The organism is Microbacterium sp. NPDC058342, from assembly GCF_042723935.1.
Lineage (GTDB): Bacteria > Actinomycetota > Actinomycetes > Actinomycetales > Microbacteriaceae > Microbacterium.
This window is the reverse complement of sequence record NZ_JBHXID010000002.1, coordinates 787,870-802,143: the sequence shown is the minus strand read 5'-3', so window position 1 is coordinate 802,143 and position 14,274 is coordinate 787,870. Positions and strand designations below refer to the sequence as shown.

15 protein-coding genes and 2 tRNA genes are annotated in these 14,274 nt (G+C 69.4%); 7 read left to right on the top strand and 10 right to left on the bottom strand.

Translation table 11 applies throughout. The features are described from left to right. Nucleotides 1-503: 503 nt before the first annotated feature. The 4 genes from ACFWHT_RS13790 to galU form a co-directional block, all read right to left on the bottom strand. Nucleotides 504-576, bottom strand: a tRNA-Ala gene (locus tag ACFWHT_RS13790). A 27-nt stretch (nucleotides 577-603) separates the two neighbouring features. Then, the gene (locus ACFWHT_RS13785; RefSeq protein ID WP_378829456.1) at nucleotides 604-1,473 is read right to left on the bottom strand and encodes a hypothetical protein; all 870 of its coding nucleotides are present in this window, start codon (nucleotides 1,471-1,473) and stop codon (nucleotides 604-606) included. A gap of 66 nt (nucleotides 1,474-1,539) precedes the next feature. Next, entirely contained in the window at nucleotides 1,540-2,139 is a 600-nt protein-coding gene (locus tag ACFWHT_RS13780; RefSeq protein WP_378829503.1) for a GNAT family N-acetyltransferase, read from the bottom strand. 38 nt (nucleotides 2,140-2,177) lie between these two features. After that, nucleotides 2,178-3,059: a UTP--glucose-1-phosphate uridylyltransferase GalU gene (gene galU / locus ACFWHT_RS13775; protein ID WP_378829455.1), complete on the bottom strand. Its 882-nt coding sequence runs from the start codon at nucleotides 3,057-3,059 to the stop codon at nucleotides 2,178-2,180. A 60-nt stretch (nucleotides 3,060-3,119) separates the two neighbouring features. Between galU and ACFWHT_RS13770 the strand changes: the two genes are divergently transcribed. Genes ACFWHT_RS13770 through mscL form a run of 3 tightly spaced genes read left to right on the top strand, consistent with a single transcriptional unit; the run spans nucleotide 3,120 to nucleotide 4,436 of the window. Further along, nucleotides 3,120-3,716 (top strand): 5-formyltetrahydrofolate cyclo-ligase, encoded by a 597-nt coding sequence (locus tag ACFWHT_RS13770; protein ID WP_378829454.1) that lies wholly within the window; start codon nucleotides 3,120-3,122, stop codon nucleotides 3,714-3,716. A gap of 12 nt (nucleotides 3,717-3,728) precedes the next feature. After that, nucleotides 3,729-4,001: an FmdB family zinc ribbon protein gene (locus ACFWHT_RS13765; RefSeq protein ID WP_378829452.1), complete on the top strand. Its 273-nt coding sequence runs from the start codon at nucleotides 3,729-3,731 to the stop codon at nucleotides 3,999-4,001. 27 nt (nucleotides 4,002-4,028) lie between these two features. Beyond that, entirely contained in the window at nucleotides 4,029-4,436 is a 408-nt protein-coding gene (gene mscL, locus ACFWHT_RS13760) for a large conductance mechanosensitive channel protein MscL (RefSeq protein WP_378829451.1), read from the top strand. 62 nt (nucleotides 4,437-4,498) lie between these two features. Here the strand turns inward: mscL and ACFWHT_RS13755 are convergent, their stop codons facing one another. Continuing rightward, on the bottom strand, nucleotides 4,499-4,684 hold the full coding sequence (locus ACFWHT_RS13755; RefSeq protein WP_378829450.1) for a hypothetical protein: 186 nt from the start codon (nucleotides 4,682-4,684) through the stop codon (nucleotides 4,499-4,501). Beyond that, nucleotides 4,677-8,384, bottom strand: a complete 3,708-nt coding sequence (locus ACFWHT_RS13750; RefSeq protein WP_378829449.1) for an AAA family ATPase — start codon at nucleotides 8,382-8,384, stop codon at nucleotides 4,677-4,679. The genes ACFWHT_RS13755 and ACFWHT_RS13750 overlap by 8 nt, the downstream gene beginning before the upstream one ends. A gap of 169 nt (nucleotides 8,385-8,553) precedes the next feature. Between ACFWHT_RS13750 and ACFWHT_RS13745 the strand changes: the two genes are divergently transcribed. Beyond that, nucleotides 8,554-9,081: a methylated-DNA--[protein]-cysteine S-methyltransferase gene (locus ACFWHT_RS13745; RefSeq protein ID WP_378829447.1), complete on the top strand. Its 528-nt coding sequence runs from the start codon at nucleotides 8,554-8,556 to the stop codon at nucleotides 9,079-9,081. A gap of 68 nt (nucleotides 9,082-9,149) precedes the next feature. Here ACFWHT_RS13745 and ACFWHT_RS13740 read toward each other — a convergent pair whose 3' ends face one another. Both ACFWHT_RS13740 and ACFWHT_RS13735 read right to left on the bottom strand, forming a co-directional pair. Beyond that, entirely contained in the window at nucleotides 9,150-10,772 is a 1,623-nt protein-coding gene (locus ACFWHT_RS13740) for a cation acetate symporter (RefSeq protein ID WP_378829446.1), read from the bottom strand. Then, on the bottom strand, nucleotides 10,769-11,116 hold the full coding sequence (locus tag ACFWHT_RS13735) for a DUF485 domain-containing protein (RefSeq protein WP_378829445.1): 348 nt from the start codon (nucleotides 11,114-11,116) through the stop codon (nucleotides 10,769-10,771). Before ACFWHT_RS13735 ends, ACFWHT_RS13740 begins: the two co-directional genes overlap by 4 nt. Nucleotides 11,117-11,231: 115 nt before the next feature. On the opposite strand from ACFWHT_RS13735, the gene ACFWHT_RS13730 reads away from it, so the two are divergent. The 3 genes from ACFWHT_RS13730 to ACFWHT_RS13720 all read left to right on the top strand — a co-directional run bounded on the left by ACFWHT_RS13730 (nucleotide 11,232) and on the right by ACFWHT_RS13720 (nucleotide 12,627). Then, nucleotides 11,232-12,080: a LuxR C-terminal-related transcriptional regulator gene (locus ACFWHT_RS13730; RefSeq protein ID WP_378829443.1), complete on the top strand. Its 849-nt coding sequence runs from the start codon at nucleotides 11,232-11,234 to the stop codon at nucleotides 12,078-12,080. A 90-nt stretch (nucleotides 12,081-12,170) separates the two neighbouring features. After that, nucleotides 12,171-12,512: an Lsr2 family protein gene (locus ACFWHT_RS13725; protein WP_378829501.1), complete on the top strand. Its 342-nt coding sequence runs from the start codon at nucleotides 12,171-12,173 to the stop codon at nucleotides 12,510-12,512. 38 nt (nucleotides 12,513-12,550) lie between these two features. Then, a tRNA-Arg gene (locus tag ACFWHT_RS13720) sits at nucleotides 12,551-12,627 on the top strand. A 16-nt stretch (nucleotides 12,628-12,643) separates the two neighbouring features. On the opposite strand, the gene ACFWHT_RS13715 is transcribed toward ACFWHT_RS13720, so the two are convergent. Next, nucleotides 12,644-13,141 (bottom strand): HNH endonuclease, encoded by a 498-nt coding sequence (locus ACFWHT_RS13715; RefSeq protein WP_378829441.1) that lies wholly within the window; start codon nucleotides 13,139-13,141, stop codon nucleotides 12,644-12,646. A gap of 314 nt (nucleotides 13,142-13,455) precedes the next feature. Then, nucleotides 13,456-14,271, bottom strand: a complete 816-nt coding sequence (locus tag ACFWHT_RS13710) for a M23 family metallopeptidase (RefSeq protein WP_378829439.1) — start codon at nucleotides 14,269-14,271, stop codon at nucleotides 13,456-13,458. Nucleotides 14,272-14,274 lie beyond the last annotated feature (3 nt).

Genomic DNA, 14,274 nt, shown 5'->3' with positions numbered 1-14,274 from the left:
CAACCCCACAGGGCTGGACGAGGATAATTTGGCATTTGACAAGTGCACGCTGTTGAGTTCTCAAGGATCGGACGCACCCACACACCCACCAACCAGGCAGGACGCGCAGGGCAACTTCACAATCTTATCCGCCCCGGCCAGGCTGTCAAATCGACGCACCGTGAGGACCAGGGCTGGACCGCAGCCCCGCTTCCGAGGCAACCGTTCCATCTTATCCGTCTCGGCGAGCCTGTCAAATCGACGTTCCCGGCGGGACTGCCGCGCTCCCCGGGCCAGAGGCCCGTTCGCATCACCAGGTGATCCGAGGAGTGAGGCTGGTTCGCTGCTTGGAGGGGAGCCAGGCCTTCCGGCCTTCCGCTCAACCGCTTGGGGCGAACAGGTAATAACTTACGCGGATCCCCACCGCCCGGCAAATCACCGGCGCATCCCGGGCGTGTCACGCGGCGGGACGCCCCGGAACGCGCAGAAGCCCCGGGCGACTGCCCGGGGCTTCTGCGATGCTGTGGACCTAAGGGGATTCGAACCCCTGACCTCCTCGATGCGAACGAGGCGCGCTACCAACTGCGCCATAGGCCCGTGAACCTCAGCTAGGTTATCACGCACTCAGCCGGTCGCTCGACGCGCGAGCATCCGGCGCACGTGCTCCTCGATCTCCGCATCGTCGACCACGCCCATCCTCGCGTAGGGCGACTCCGCCGAGCGGGCCGCCTCGGCGCTCGTCGGCAGCGGAGCCGGCGCAGGCGGAGCCAGCTCCTCGGCGCGGCGACGCAGTTCGGCTCCGCGCTCGGCACGCCGGCGCTCCTCCTGTGCGTCGATCTGCGCCCGTGCAGCCTGCGCGCGCGAGCCGGCGACCGCGACCATCGGCTGCGGCAGGGGACGCGGTGTCCACTCGGCCGGGCCCTGGTCGTGCAGCGGCGGCGACATCCGCTCCGCCGTCACGGAGGTGCGCTCCTGCCCGACCCGCAGCCCGGCGCGCTGCGCCACGCGCGCCATCTGGACGAGTGCCGCGACGGCGAGCGCCGACAGGACGATGCCCGACGCACCCAGCAGCCACGAACCGAAGGCGAGGTACTGCCAGAGACCGAGCGCCGTCATGGTCGCGGCGATCACGACGACGATCGAGGCGGTCAGCCGCAGACGTCGACGCGCCCTGGCCTGACGGATGAGCGGGTCACGGCGCGTGGCCGCCAGTTCCCGGCGCAGGCGCTCGAGCTCCGCGTTCTCCTTCTCGGTCTGCATTCTCCGGGCAAGGCGCTGCTGCTGCAGAGCCGTGCGCGTCGTCAGCTCCAACCGCACCTCCTCGGGCGTCTCGCTGGTCTCGGCGAGCACTCGCAGCGCCTGGTTGAGTCGCACGGCGTTGCGCTCGGCGGCGTAGTACTGGTGGCGACCGCGCCAGCTGGGCAGGAAGTACAGCGCCCACAGCAGCACGGCGACGACGACGATCACGCCCCCACTCAGCACCGGCCCGTCCATAGTGACCACGGTAGGCGACCGATCACCCGCGGCGCGGTTCGTCGGACGCGTGTCGCGCCGACGATCTCAGATCCCGGCGGGAACCGCTCCCGCGTCGGGGGGAACGCTGCCCTGCACCCAGCGGGCCAGCACTCCCCCGGGCACGTCCTCCCGCGTCAGTGCGAAAGCGTGGTGGTCACGCCAGTCGCCGTCGATGTGGATGTAGCGACGCCGCAGGCCCTCGTAGCGGAACCCGAGTTTGTGCACGACGCGCAGGCTCGCCTGATTCTCCGGTCGGATGCAGATCTCCATCCGGTGCAGACCGTAGCGCTGGAACGCCGCATCCGTGGCAAGTGCCACCGCCGTGGGGGTGATCCCCCGCCCGGCGAAGCGCTCGCTGACCCAGTAGCCGATGGTCGCCGAGCACAGCGAGCCGCGCGCGACGCCCCAGATGTTGAGCTGTCCGGCGACCTCGCCGTCGTACTCCATCACGAAGGGGAAACCGGTGCCGTCCCGGTGCTGCTGCAGCAGTCGGCGGATGCTGACGCGCATGTCGAAGGTGGAGACGCCACCGGGGATCGTCGCCTCCCAGGGCTGGAGCCAGGAGCGGTTCGTGAGCAGCTCGCGCTGGAGAACGCGGGCGTCGCGTGTGCGGATCAGCCGCACGCCGACGGGACCGTGCTGCATCTGGTCGGACGTGTCGAGAGGCATGGCGTTTCCGTCGGCTAGACGCGGCCGGCGAAGTCCTGGAGCCAGGGCCGCAGCTCCGCACCGAGGTCGTCGCGATCCACGGCGAGCTGGACGATGGCCTTGATGTAATCGACCCGGTCGCCGGTGTCGTAGCGGCGACCGCGGAACACCACTCCGACCACGCCAGGACCGTCAGGGTCGGTGGCGAGCTCCTGCAGAGCATCCGTCAGCTGGATCTCACCGCCTTTGCCCGGCGGGGTGCGCTCGAGGATCGGGAAGACGGCCGCAGGCAGCACGTAGCGGCCGATGACGGCCAGGCGCGAGGGCGCGTCCTGCGCGCTGGGCTTCTCGACGAGGCCCGTCACCCGCACCGTGCCGTCCTCGCCGGCGTCGTCGACGGCGGCGACGCCGTACAGGTGGATGCTCTCCTCCGGCACCTCCATGAGCGCCACGACCGCCGCGCCGGTGCGCTCGTGCGCCGCGATCATCTCCGTGAGCAGCGGGTCCCGCTCGTCGATGAGGTCGTCGCCCAGCATCACCGCGAACGAGCTGTCACCGACGTGGGTGCGGGCGCGCAGGACCGCATGCCCCAGGCCCTTCGGCTCACCCTGCCGGACGAAGTGGATGTCGGCGAGGTCGCTCGACTTCATGACCCGTTCCAGGCGACTGTGGTCGCCCTTCTGCTGCAGCCTGACCTCGAGCTCCGGCACGGAGTCGAAGTGATCCGAGATCGCGTTCTTGTTGCGTCCGATGATGACGAGGATGTCGTCGATGCCTGCGCTGACCGCCTCTTCGACGACGTACTGGATGGCCGGCTTGTCGACGACCGGCAGCATCTCCTTGGGCATCGCCTTGGTCGCCGGAAGGAAGCGGGTCCCCAGCCCCGCCGCCGGGATGACCGCCTTCATCTTCTTCATCCGGTCAGCATAGCCGCGGCGCCCGCAGGGCCGGAGGGATCGCCACCGTATGATCGAGGGATGCCGACCGAAGCAGAGCAGCAGAAGCGGGCGCTTCGAGCAGAGCTGCGCGAACGCAGGCAGCTGCTCTCCGATGCGCAGCGCGAGACGGCCGCCGCGGGCATCGCCGCGCAGCTGGACGATCTCATCCGTGCTCACGACGCGCGCTCGGTGTCCTGCTTCCTGTCGACGACGACCGAACCGGGCACCCGTGACTTCGTGCGCGAGGCGGTCCTCCGCGGCATCCGGGTCCTGCTGCCGATCACGCGGGCCGACGGCCTGCTCGACTGGGCCGTCGCCGACGAGACCGGCGAGACCGCCGAGGGCATGTTCGGCCTGCCGGAGCCCACCGGCGAGGTGCTGGGTCCCATCGCGGTGGGTGACGTGGACCTCATGATCATCCCCGCCGCGGCGGTGGATCGTGCGGGCACGAGGCTGGGCTGGGGTCGAGGCTTCTTCGACAAGACGATCGGATCGATGCAGGGATGCCCTCCCGTGTACGCGGTGATCTATGATTCCGAAGTACTCGATTCGCTGCCGCGCGAGGTCCACGACCAGCCCGTGGATGGCATCGTCACCCCGACGCAGACCATCACGCTGTCGCCCGCGCGGAACTGACAGGAGCGCTCCATGCCCACCTACGCCTACGCCTGCACCGCCTGCGAGCACCGCTTCGACGCCGTGCAGAGCTTCTCGGAGGACTCGCTGACCATCTGCCCCGAGTGCGGCGGCGCGCTGCGCAAGCAGTACGGCGCGGTCGGGGTGACATTCAACGGCTCGGGCTTCTATCGCACCGACTCGCGCGGAGATGCTGGTGCGAAGGCGGGGACTTCGGCATCATCTAAGGCGGATTCTTCGACCGGCTCCAATCCGGCGCCCGCGAAGGCCGCGACCTCGAGCTGAGGCCGCTCAACACCCAAGGGGGAAGTCATGCTCAAAGGTTTCAGGGAGTTCATCACCAAGGGCAACGTCATCGACCTGGCCGTGGCCGTCGTCATCGGCGGCGCGTTCACGGCGATCGTGACGGCCGTCGTCGACAGCATCATCAATCCGCTGGTCGCTCTCTTCTACCAGCCGGGAGACGATGGCAAGGTCGGGCCGGAGCTCACCGGCATCTACGGCCAGTCGGTCACCTTCCCACTCGGGAACCTCATCACGGCCGTGATCAGCTTCCTCGCCGTCGCCCTCGTCGTGTACTTCGTCTTCGTCGTCCCGATGAACAAGTACAAGGAGCGTCAGGCCGCGAAGAACCCGGCCGTCGAGGAGGACACCCTGCCCACCGAGCAGGAGCTGCTCATCGAGATCCGCGACCTGCTCCGCAAGGACGAGGTGGCCTGAGAGGTCGCTCACATTCAGAACGCCCTGCTCCTCCGGGAGCGGGGCGTTCTGTCTTCTGCGCGTCAGTAGTGCGGAGGGACTTCCCTCAGCATCCGCTCGTCGTTGGGCCCGCGATCGCCCTCGGTCGCCGCCGCGACGCGTCGGTCGCGCTCGTGCGGTTCGGCCGTGGTGCCCTCCACCGGCGTCAGCCGGGCGCGGCGAGCGCCCGGAACGCGCACGATCCGCTGCCGTTCCTCCCGGTCAGTCATCGAGATCGAGCGGCTGGGTGTCGTGGTCGGCGCGGACGGCGTCCTCCCCGATTCCGAGCACTGTGGCGATCCGCCTGGCGACCGTCGACGGATCGCTGTACAGATCGAAGGCGTGCACGCGCACGTAATGCCATCCGAGCCGCCGCAGCACCTGAGGACGCAGACGCAGGCTCTCGCGCAGCGATTCGTCCCGCGACTCCGGGTCGGACTCGATGACGACGGCGCGGCCGTCGTGCTGCGCCACGAGAGGCAGCAGGCCGCGGTAGTCGACGTCGACCGAGGCGCCGAGCCGGCGCAGCTCGCGAGCGAGCGCAAGGGTGAGCGGGTCGGCCAGGTCTTCGAGGCGCGCCTCACGGCCACGGGCTGCCAGGCTTCCGAGGATCGACATCAGCGTGGATGCACCGTGCTCGAGACGTCCTTCGTCGAAGGCGGAGGGGCGGATGCAGGAGACGATCACCATCGACCGGCGGGCGCGGGTCATGCCGACCGTCAGCAGCCGCTCGCCGTCCTCCTGCGACAGGTCGCCGAAGTCGCTGAGCACACGGCCGTGCTTGGTCAGGCCGAAGCCCAGGGAGAAGATCACGCGATCGCGGCTCTCGGCCACGGACTCCTCGAGCGTCAGCACCGCGAACGGCTCCGCTGTGGCGCGGCCCACGAAGTCGGCCACGTCGGAGCGCCCGGCGAAGGCCGATGCCACGGCCGCGCGCACGCGCTCCGCGTGCCGCCGGCTGGCCGTGACGACCATGAGGGACTCCGCGGGACGGTTCACGGCGTGCTCGACGACGAGGGTCACCACGCGGGCGACTTCGGCATCCGGGCTCTCCACCGCACCGGTCTCGGGATCGGGCGCGCCCACGCCGCGCTCGACATAGTCGACCGTCAGGCTCCCGCGGCCGAGATACGAGCCCGCCCACGGAAGGGAGACGATCTCCCCACCGTAGAAGGCGTCGTTGATCAGTTCGGCGAGGTCCTCCCCGCCGGCGCGATAACTCCGGGTGAGGGTGCACACCGGGAACAGCTCCGCGAGGCGCTCGAACACCGAGACGTCGTCGAAGGGCACCTCCGCCTCCCACTCCGCATCCGGGAGCGTGGCGACGGTGAACGGTGTCGGCCGCTGCGTGACCGGGTCGCCGAAGGCGACGACCTGACGCGCCCGGCGTATGGCCGGCGTCGCCTCGGTCAGGTTCACAGCGGCGGCATCCACCAGCAGCACCGCGTCGAACTCGATGGAATCCGGGATCTCGGGCACCTCGTACGGCGAGGCGATCCAGACCGGCGCGAGGACGCGCACGAGATCGGGGGCCGCCGACACGATCTCGGCCGTGCTGGCCTCGCCCTGCTTCAGAGCGCGGCGCAGGTTGGTCGCCTGCTCGGGTTCATCGACGATCGCGATGCGCCACTGGTTGGCGAGCGTCCAGGCCAGCAGCGGCCCCGCCATCGCGGTGTGAGCCTCATCGACGAGGCGGAAGTCGCGCTCCAGCCGATCGACCACCGAGGTGTTGGCGCCCAGAAGCGAGCGGTCGTCCTGCAGCGCCCGCTCGAGCAGCGACTGCCACCAGGCGAACTCCAGCTCGTCGGCCACCCGGTCCTCGGGCACGTGGCGCACCGACAGATCCGACAGGAGCGGGCGCAGCCCCATCTCGGTGAGCGAGTCGCGGATCTGGGTGCGCTCGACGAGGTTGTCGAAGACGGCGGAGCGAGCGGCGAGCCCCGACAGCGTGCGCACCAGACGCGCCACCGGCAGCGTCGCCAGCGGCTCCTTGCGCCCGAGCGCGGCATCCAGGTCGGCGAGCTGCGCCGACACCCGCTGCCAGGCGACGTGGACGTCGGAGAGGCCGAGGGGCACCTGCGGCGCGACGCCGGCGTCGACGTATCGCTGCCACTGGGCGCGCTGCTGCTGGATGCGCAGGAGCGCCTCGTGCATCTCCGGGACCTGCGCGCCGGGACGGACGTACTCACGCGCCAGATGCTTGAGCCGGCGACGATTCGCCGACGACATGCCCGGAGCGTCGCGGCGAGACCCGTGTGCCTGGATCAGCTCGCCCAGTGGGCGCTCGAAGACGGTCGGGCTGAAGCGGTCGAGCGAGTCGCGGATGCCGCGCAGGAGCTGCAGATACTCGCCGAGCTCGTCGATCGTCGCGAACGGCCGCATGCGCGTCTGCGCGATGAGCTCGTAGCCGCGCTCGAGCAGCGCGGGCACCGCCGTGCCGTGCAGTTCTCCGGCGAGCGCGTGTGCGGCCTGCGCGGCCTCGGTGCTCTCGAAGCTCACCCCGTACCAGGGCGAATCGTCGGGTCCGAAGCGGAACTCCCCGAGCCTGGCCGCCCGGGTCAGCTCCTGCGCGGCCGCGCCGCGGTCGTCGGCGAGTCGCTCCAGCGTCTGGACGGTCAGCCGGGCTCCGGTGGACGGCGGCACGGGCAGCGAGGCGAGTCTGGTGAGCTGACGCGTCGCGTCGAGCACGGATGCGCCGGTGCGCCCGACCGGTTCGGTCAGCGCCCGGCGATAGTCGCGCAGCACGGTGCGCAGTCGCACCAGAGCCTCATCGACCTCGGTCGCCTTGGGCTGCGTCGACTTCTCGTTGCGCGCGATGGCTCGGATCAGATCGCGTCGTACGCTCATGGGCGAGACGGCGAGCCCCTCCAGTCCGATCCCGGCGAGGCGATGGCGCACCCCGTCGAGCGTGGAGCGCCGGGTCGACACGACCAGCACGCGCTTGCCCGCGCGCACGAATGCGCCCAGCGCATTGATCACCGTCTGCGTGCCACCCGTGCCCGGAAGCGTGGAGACGACCAGCGACTGTCCGTCGGCGATGCGCGCGAGCACCTTCTCTTGCTCGGCGTCCGCATCCAGCAGCAGCATCTCGGCGGCGGGCGCCCGATCGTCCGGACCGCTCACGACGGGCGCCGCACGCCGGGTCGAGATCTGTTCGCGGTCTGAGGCGTGCCCGCCGATCGCATTGAGGACGGGATGATCGAGATCGACCATGTCCCGCACCATCGCCCCGGCGACATCCGCGAACGTCGAGACCACCAGTCGCGGATGCACGGCGAAGGTGTCGATGGAGTGCGTGAGCGCGCGCAGCTGGTCGATCACCGGCTGCGGCTTGAAGATGCCGCCGTCGTAGGCGAGGGCGGCCAGGCCCGACGCGTCGAGGGTGAGGCCGAAATGATCGCGCGCGGCGCGGACCAGTTCAGGATTCACCTCGAAGGCGCCCTGCAGCTTGAGTTCGAAGTCGGCGTGATGACGGCGGATCGCGAGCGGACGCAGCAGGACCGGCGCGGAGAACTCCGCACCGCCGACGCGCCAGCGCGCGAGCCCGACCGCGAGCCGGACCGCGTCGATGCCGCGTACCGTGCGCAGCTCGGTGCTGCGGGCCGTGATCCGCTCGGCGGCCATCCGCGCGCTGCGCAGACCCACCTCGTCCCGGAACAGGTTGGACAGCAGCGTCGAACGGCCGGTGATGAACTGGGGCAGGCTCCCGGGATGCGCCCTGGAGATGTCGATGCCCGATTCGGGGGTGTCGTCGAAGGTGACCAGCGGCGACGCCCCGCCCAGATCCGCCGCCTCGGCCCGCAGCGTGGTGCGTCGAGCCTCCGCAGCGTGAGCGATGTCGATTCCTGTGGACGAGTCGCTCAGCTCTCCGAGGTGCACCGCGGTGTCCTCTCCCGCGTCCTCGGCGCGCTTCGCTTCACGTCGCCACACACTGCAAGCCTAGGCGCGACACGCGCGGCGGCCGGTATTGCCGGGCGGTTTCGCCCCGATTCGGGCGGGCGGTGCCATACGTCCTCCACATCCGCGGTTTCGTCTCGCTTGTCCACGGATGCCGGGATCGGCGGGCCCGCCGCGCGGGGGCACGAAGGATGATGGGGACATGACCTTTCGCCACGACTTCATCCCGACCCCGTTCGGGGACGCTCTGGCCGTCTTCTCGGATGCGGGGATCGTGAGCTTCGATCTGTCGGAGTCCGAGGACCCGAGCGTTCCCTGGCTGCTGGAAGGGGTGAGCCGACGGCTGGGCGAGACTCCGGAGTACGCCCCGGGCACCGCCGACGAGCTGGCGCACCTGCTGGACGCCTACTTCGAGGGCAGGCCGATCCGCTTCGACGAGCAGGTGCCCTTCGACTGGCGGCTGGTCGACGGCTTCGCGCGGGCGGCCCTGCAGGCGGTGTGCGACATCCCGTGGGCGGAGACGATGAGCTACGGCGAGGTGGCCGTCGTCGCGGGCAGCCCCGGAGCCGCCCGGGCCGTGGGCACGGCCTGCCGGCTGACGCCGTTCTCGGTGATCGTGCCGGTGCACAGGGTGATCCGCTCCGACGGGTCCCCGGGTCACTACGGCGCCCATCCGGAGAGGAAGCGCTTCCTGCTCGATCTCGAGCGCGAATCGGCGTCGGGATCGTGAACGAGGCGGAGCCCGGCGAGTAGGCCGCCGGGCTCCGCTGGTGCGTGATCGAGGTGAGCGACGCGCCTCTAGTGCTCCACCGCCTTCTCGGCGCCGTACCCGGTGAGCGAGCGCACCTCCATCTCGGCGGCGAGCGCCTTCGACTCCGCCGACTTCGCCGTGATCGTCCCGATCCAGCCGAGCAGGAACCCCAGCGGAATGGAGATGATCCCGGGGTTGCTGAGCGGGAAGATCGCGATGTCGATCCCCGGGATCATCGACTTCTCCCCGCCGGAGAACACCGGCGAGATGACGATGAGCCCGATCGCGGCGATCAGTCCGCCGTACATGCTCCAGACCGCTCCACGCGTGTTGAAGCGCTTCCAGAACAGCGAGTACAGGATGGTGGGCAGGTTGGCGGATGCCGCGACGGCGAACGCCAGCGCCACGAGGAACGCGATGTTCTGTCCCTGCGCACCGATACCGCCGATGATCGCGAGGATGCCGATCACGATCACGGTCCGTCGCGCGACCTTCACCTCGCCCGCCGAATCGGAGGCGCCCGTGCCGTCCTTGCCCCGCTTGATCACGTTCGAGTAGATGTCGTGAGCGAACGATGCGGCGGCGGTGATCGTCAGGCCGGCGACGACCGCCAGGATCGTGGCGAAGGCCACCGCGGAGATGAAGCCCATCAGCAGCGGTCCGCCCAGGGCCTGAGCGAGCAGCGGCGCCGCGGAGTTCACTCCACCGGGTGCCGCGGCGATCTTCTCGGGGCCGACGAGCGCACCGGCGCCGTAGCCGAGCACGAGGGTGAGCAGGTAGAACAGACCGATCAGCCAGATGGCCCAGACGACCGAGCGGCGAGCCTCCTTGGCGGTGGGCACCGTGTAGAACCGCATGAGCACGTGCGGAAGCCCCGCGGTGCCGAGCACGAGGGCCATGCCCAGCGACAGGAAGTCGAGCGGGTTGGCGCCGTACTGCAGTCCGGGCCCGAGGATCTTCTCTCCGGCGGGCGCGTTCGCCACCGCCTCCTCGAGCAGGCTGTTCAGGCTGAAGCCGTGCAGAGCCATCACCCAGATGGTCATCGCGATCGCACCCGCGATCAGCAGCACGGCCTTCACGATCTGCACCCAGGTCGTTCCCTTCATGCCGCCGATGAGCACGTAGAGGATCATCAGCACGCCGACCACGGCGATGACGATCGATTGACCGACCTTGTTGTCGATGCCGAGCAGCAGCGACACGAGCCCGCCGGCTCCGGACATCTGCGCGAGCAGGTAGAAGAAGCAGACCGCGAGCGTCGTGAGCGCCGCCGCCATGCGCACCGGACGCTGCTTGAGGCGGAAGGCCAGCACGTCGGCCATCGTGAACTTGCCGGTGTTGCGCATGAGCTCGGCGACGAGCAGCAGCGCGACGAGCCAGGCGACGAGGAACCCGATCGAATAGAGGAATCCGTCGTACCCGTTCAGCGCGATCGCTCCGCAGATTCCGAGGAACGACGCCGCGGACAGGTAGTCGCCGGCGATCGCGAACCCGTTCTGGGTTCCGCTGAAGGACCGGCCCGCCGCGTAGTAGTCCGCCGCCGTCTTGTTGTTGCGGCTGGCACGGATGACGATGAACAGCGTCACCGCGACGAACGCGCCGAAGATGGCGATGTTCAGGACCGGGTCGTTCTTGGTGGCCTCCGCCGCCATGGGGACGATGCCGCTCATGCGCCGGCCTCGGCCTTCTCGAGCTCTTCGCGGATCTCGGTGGCGACGGGATCGAGCTTCCGATTGGCGAAGGACACGTAAGCCATCGTGATCGCGAACGTGGTCACGAACTGGCCGAGGCCGAACAGCAATCCGACGGTGATGTCACCCCAGACGCGCTGGCTCATGAAATCCGTCGCGAAAGCAGCGAGCAGGACATAGGCGAAATACCAGAGCAGAAAGAAGACGGCGAGAGGGAAGACGAAAGACCGCTGCATTCGCTTCAGTCCCTGGAAACGCGCCGATTCCTCGACGGATATGTAATCGATCCCCGTCGGGGGCGCACCGTCGTTCAGATGTGTCATGAGGCCTCCTTGCCCGCATGTCCGGTGCCGCGTGAGGACATCACGCGGATGGTAGGGTCGACGCTACGAAAAGGGCGGACGAGGCCGTCACCCCCGAAAGTTGGTAGTCCCGCGCATGACCACGCAGATCGGATCCGCAGAGGAGCTCGTCGCCGATGGTGTGCGCGAGCTGGCCCGGCGCACCCGGTTCCCCGTCGCGTTCGGCGGCCTGATCGAGAACGGCACGGTCCAGGTCACCACGATCGTCGGCAACCGCACTCGTCATCTCGACGGTCTTCAGGTTCGCCCCGAGCGCGGTCTCGGCGGTCGCGCGATGATCGAGTTGCGCCCGCGCATGACGAACAACTACCGCACGTCGCAGCAGATCACGCACGACTACGACGTGTTCGTGCTGGGAGAAGGCCTGCGGACGCTCCTGGCGCTGCCGATCGTCGTGGAGGGGCGCCCTCGAGGCGTCCTGTACGCCGGAGCGTGGGAGGAGTCCCAGGTGGGCGGGGTCACGACAGCGCCGGCGATGAGCGTCGCCCAGCGCATCGCCACCGAGCTGCGCATCCGCGACGAGGTCGAGCGCCGCCTGCGCGAAGCGACGCCGGCATCCGGCGTCCCTGCCCCGCAGCGCGAGGACCTGCGCGAGAGTTTCGCGGAGCTGCGCAGCATCGCATCCGATGTCGCCGACGACGCCCTGCGCGAGCGGATCGCCGCGGTCGAGCGACGTCTGCTCGGCTTCGCCGAGCCCGAGCGATCCCCGACGACCGGCAGCGTCCCCACCGTGCACCTCTCGCCGCGCGAGCTGGATGTTCTCGCATGCGCCGGCGTGGGTGCCACCAACGCCGAGATCGCCGCGCAGCTGGGTCTGCGCGAGGGGACCGTCAAGGCCTATCTCGGCACGGCGATGGCGAAGCTGGATGCCTCCACCCGCCACGCCGCCGTCGCACGCGCGCGCCGCGCGGGCCTTCTTCCGTGATCCCGCCCCCGCTGCGTTTCTGAATGTGACGCCGTCCGTCCGCGAACGCAATTCTTGCTGCGCGGGAATGCAGCACCTATTGTTATGGGCATGGCTCGAAGAATTGTGCACCAGCTTGTTGACGATATCGATGGCGCGTTGCTGGAGGTCGGAGAAGGCGAGACCGTGCATTTCTCGCTGAACGGCACGGCGTACGAGATCGACCTGACGAATGCTCATGCCGAGGAATTGCGCGCGGCTCTCGCGCCGTACATCGAGGCCGGGCGACGCGCATCGGCGAGCACGGCGAAGTCGACGGCTCCGCGCCGCCGCGGCTCGCGCGACTCCGAGGTGGGCGCGATTCGCGAATGGGCCAAGAAGAACGGTCACCAGGTGTCCGAGCGCGGCCGCATCTCGGCAGAGGTCATGGAGGCGTACCGCGCGGCGCACTGACGTTCCTGAACCGGCGCACCGCTAGACTTGTCCGGCAGGCCTTCGTAGCTCAGCCGGATAGAGCAGCCCTCTCCTAAAGGGCAGGTCGCAGGTTCGAATCCTGTCGAGGGCACCAGCGCTCACACCGCACGTCAGGCGGCGAGCGCGAGGTAGGGCTCCCAACGCGGGTCCCCTCGTTCCGCACCACGAACGGTCCAGGCCGTCCCGTGCGGCGGGCGCGGGGTCATCCGCAGCTCCCAGCCCATCTCCTGGGGCGTGCGGTCGCTCTTGATGTTGTTGCACCTCAGGCAGCAGGCCACGAGGTTCTGCCAGCTGTCGGCACCACCGCGCGACCGCGGCAGGATGTGATCGATCGTCGAAGCCTGCTTGCCGCAGTACCCGCATCGGTGATCGTCGCGGCGCAGCACCCCGCGCCGGGTCACGGGCAGGCGACGCGCTGACGGCACCCGCACGTATCTGGTGAGCAGGATCACGACGGGACGCTCGTAGGCGCTGCGCCCCGCCCGGACGGGATCGTCCTCCACGTGCTCGATCACGCTCGCCTTGTCGTTCATCACGAGCACCATCGCTCTTTTGAACGAGACCACCGTGAGCGGTTCGTAGCCGGCATTCAGGACCAGTGTGCGCATCGTCGTCATCCTCTCGATCCGGCCGGGATGGCTTCCCGGCTCTCTCGACTCACACGACGCCGCACGGACAGCAGGCGGTCGCAGGGATGAGAAGAGCGCCGCCTATCGGCAGCGCTCTTCGTGCTCGGCGGCGCCGAGCCGTCCCTGCGGACGGAGCCGTCGGATCCGATGACCGAGCGCATCCATGGTTCGGATGCCCGGTATCAGATCCATCGGCTTCTCCCGCCCGTACGACGACGGGTACAGGCTAGCCCATCCGGCTGAACGGAGAGGGAACCGCGCGCGAACGATCGCGCGACGTGTCTCTTGCGGGTTCAGCCCGCGTTGACGCGCAGCCAGCCGATCGGCTCGACCAGCGACCCGTTCACCTTGACCTCGAAGTGCAGGTGCGCGCCGTAGGAGCGGCCGGTGTTGCCCACCTTGCCGATGAACTGACCCGGCTGCACGACCTGGCCCGCCTGGACGGCGCGGGTCCCGTTGGTCATGTGCCCGTACAGGGTGGAGACGCGCTGACCGCCCACGACGGAGTCGATGACGACGGCGACGCCGTAGCCGAAGTAGCTCTCGGAGGACGTGCGCACCACTCCGCCGGCGGCCGCGAAGATCGGAGTGCCGGCCGGTGCGACCATGTCCGCGCCATTGTGTCCGCTGCCGAGCGTGCGGCTGACGTAATAGGAGCCGCCGGGAAGCGGATAGCGCACCTGTCCGGAGCCGGCCGCGACCAGGCGCAGATCGGCGTCGCTGAGGCGGCTTCCGCTGGAGGCCGCGCGGGCCGCGGCCGCGGCGCGCGCCTTGGCGGCGGCCTCCGCCTTCTTCTTGGCGATCTCCTCCGGCGTGGTGGCGGAGTAGGCGCCGCGCTCGATCGGGGCGGAGGTGGCCTCGGATGCCACGACGATCGACTGGGCGTCGTCGACGGCCATCTGCTGCAGCGTCGCCGCGGCGGCGTCGGTGGGCTTGGTGGCGGCGTAGGCCGGGAGTGCGACTGCGGCGACGAGTGCTCCGACGGCCGCGAAGATGGCGACGGTGCGCATGGGCTTCACGCTGGATCGGGTCTTCGCCGTTCGGGTGAGGCGACGTCGTGCCGGCTTCTTCGGGTCTTCAGCGTTGTCGGTGACGATTTCTGCGGCCAAAAG

What these genes read in the sequence shown, in the direction of transcription:
- ACFWHT_RS13785 (WP_378829456.1), bottom strand. Translation starts at nt 1,473, where the DNA reads ATGGACGGGCCGGTGCTGAGTGGGGGCGTGATCGTCGTCGTCGCCGTG.
- ACFWHT_RS13780 (WP_378829503.1), bottom strand. Translation starts at nt 2,139, where the DNA reads ATGCAGCACGGTCCCGTCGGCGTGCGGCTGATCCGCACACGCGACGCC.
- galU (WP_378829455.1), bottom strand. Translation starts at nt 3,059, where the DNA reads ATGAAGAAGATGAAGGCGGTCATCCCGGCGGCGGGGCTGGGGACCCGC.
- ACFWHT_RS13770 (WP_378829454.1), top strand. Translation starts at nt 3,120, where the DNA reads ATGCCGACCGAAGCAGAGCAGCAGAAGCGGGCGCTTCGAGCAGAGCTG.
- ACFWHT_RS13765 (WP_378829452.1), top strand. Translation starts at nt 3,729, where the DNA reads ATGCCCACCTACGCCTACGCCTGCACCGCCTGCGAGCACCGCTTCGAC.
- mscL (WP_378829451.1), top strand. Translation starts at nt 4,029, where the DNA reads ATGCTCAAAGGTTTCAGGGAGTTCATCACCAAGGGCAACGTCATCGAC.
- ACFWHT_RS13755 (WP_378829450.1), bottom strand. Translation starts at nt 4,684, where the DNA reads ATGACTGACCGGGAGGAACGGCAGCGGATCGTGCGCGTTCCGGGCGCT.
- ACFWHT_RS13745 (WP_378829447.1), top strand. Translation starts at nt 8,554, where the DNA reads ATGACCTTTCGCCACGACTTCATCCCGACCCCGTTCGGGGACGCTCTG.
- ACFWHT_RS13740 (WP_378829446.1), bottom strand. Translation starts at nt 10,772, where the DNA reads ATGAGCGGCATCGTCCCCATGGCGGCGGAGGCCACCAAGAACGACCCG.
- ACFWHT_RS13735 (WP_378829445.1), bottom strand. Translation starts at nt 11,116, where the DNA reads ATGACACATCTGAACGACGGTGCGCCCCCGACGGGGATCGATTACATA.
- ACFWHT_RS13730 (WP_378829443.1), top strand. Translation starts at nt 11,232, where the DNA reads ATGACCACGCAGATCGGATCCGCAGAGGAGCTCGTCGCCGATGGTGTG.
- ACFWHT_RS13725 (WP_378829501.1), top strand. Translation starts at nt 12,171, where the DNA reads ATGGCTCGAAGAATTGTGCACCAGCTTGTTGACGATATCGATGGCGCG.
- ACFWHT_RS13715 (WP_378829441.1), bottom strand. Translation starts at nt 13,141, where the DNA reads ATGCGCACACTGGTCCTGAATGCCGGCTACGAACCGCTCACGGTGGTC.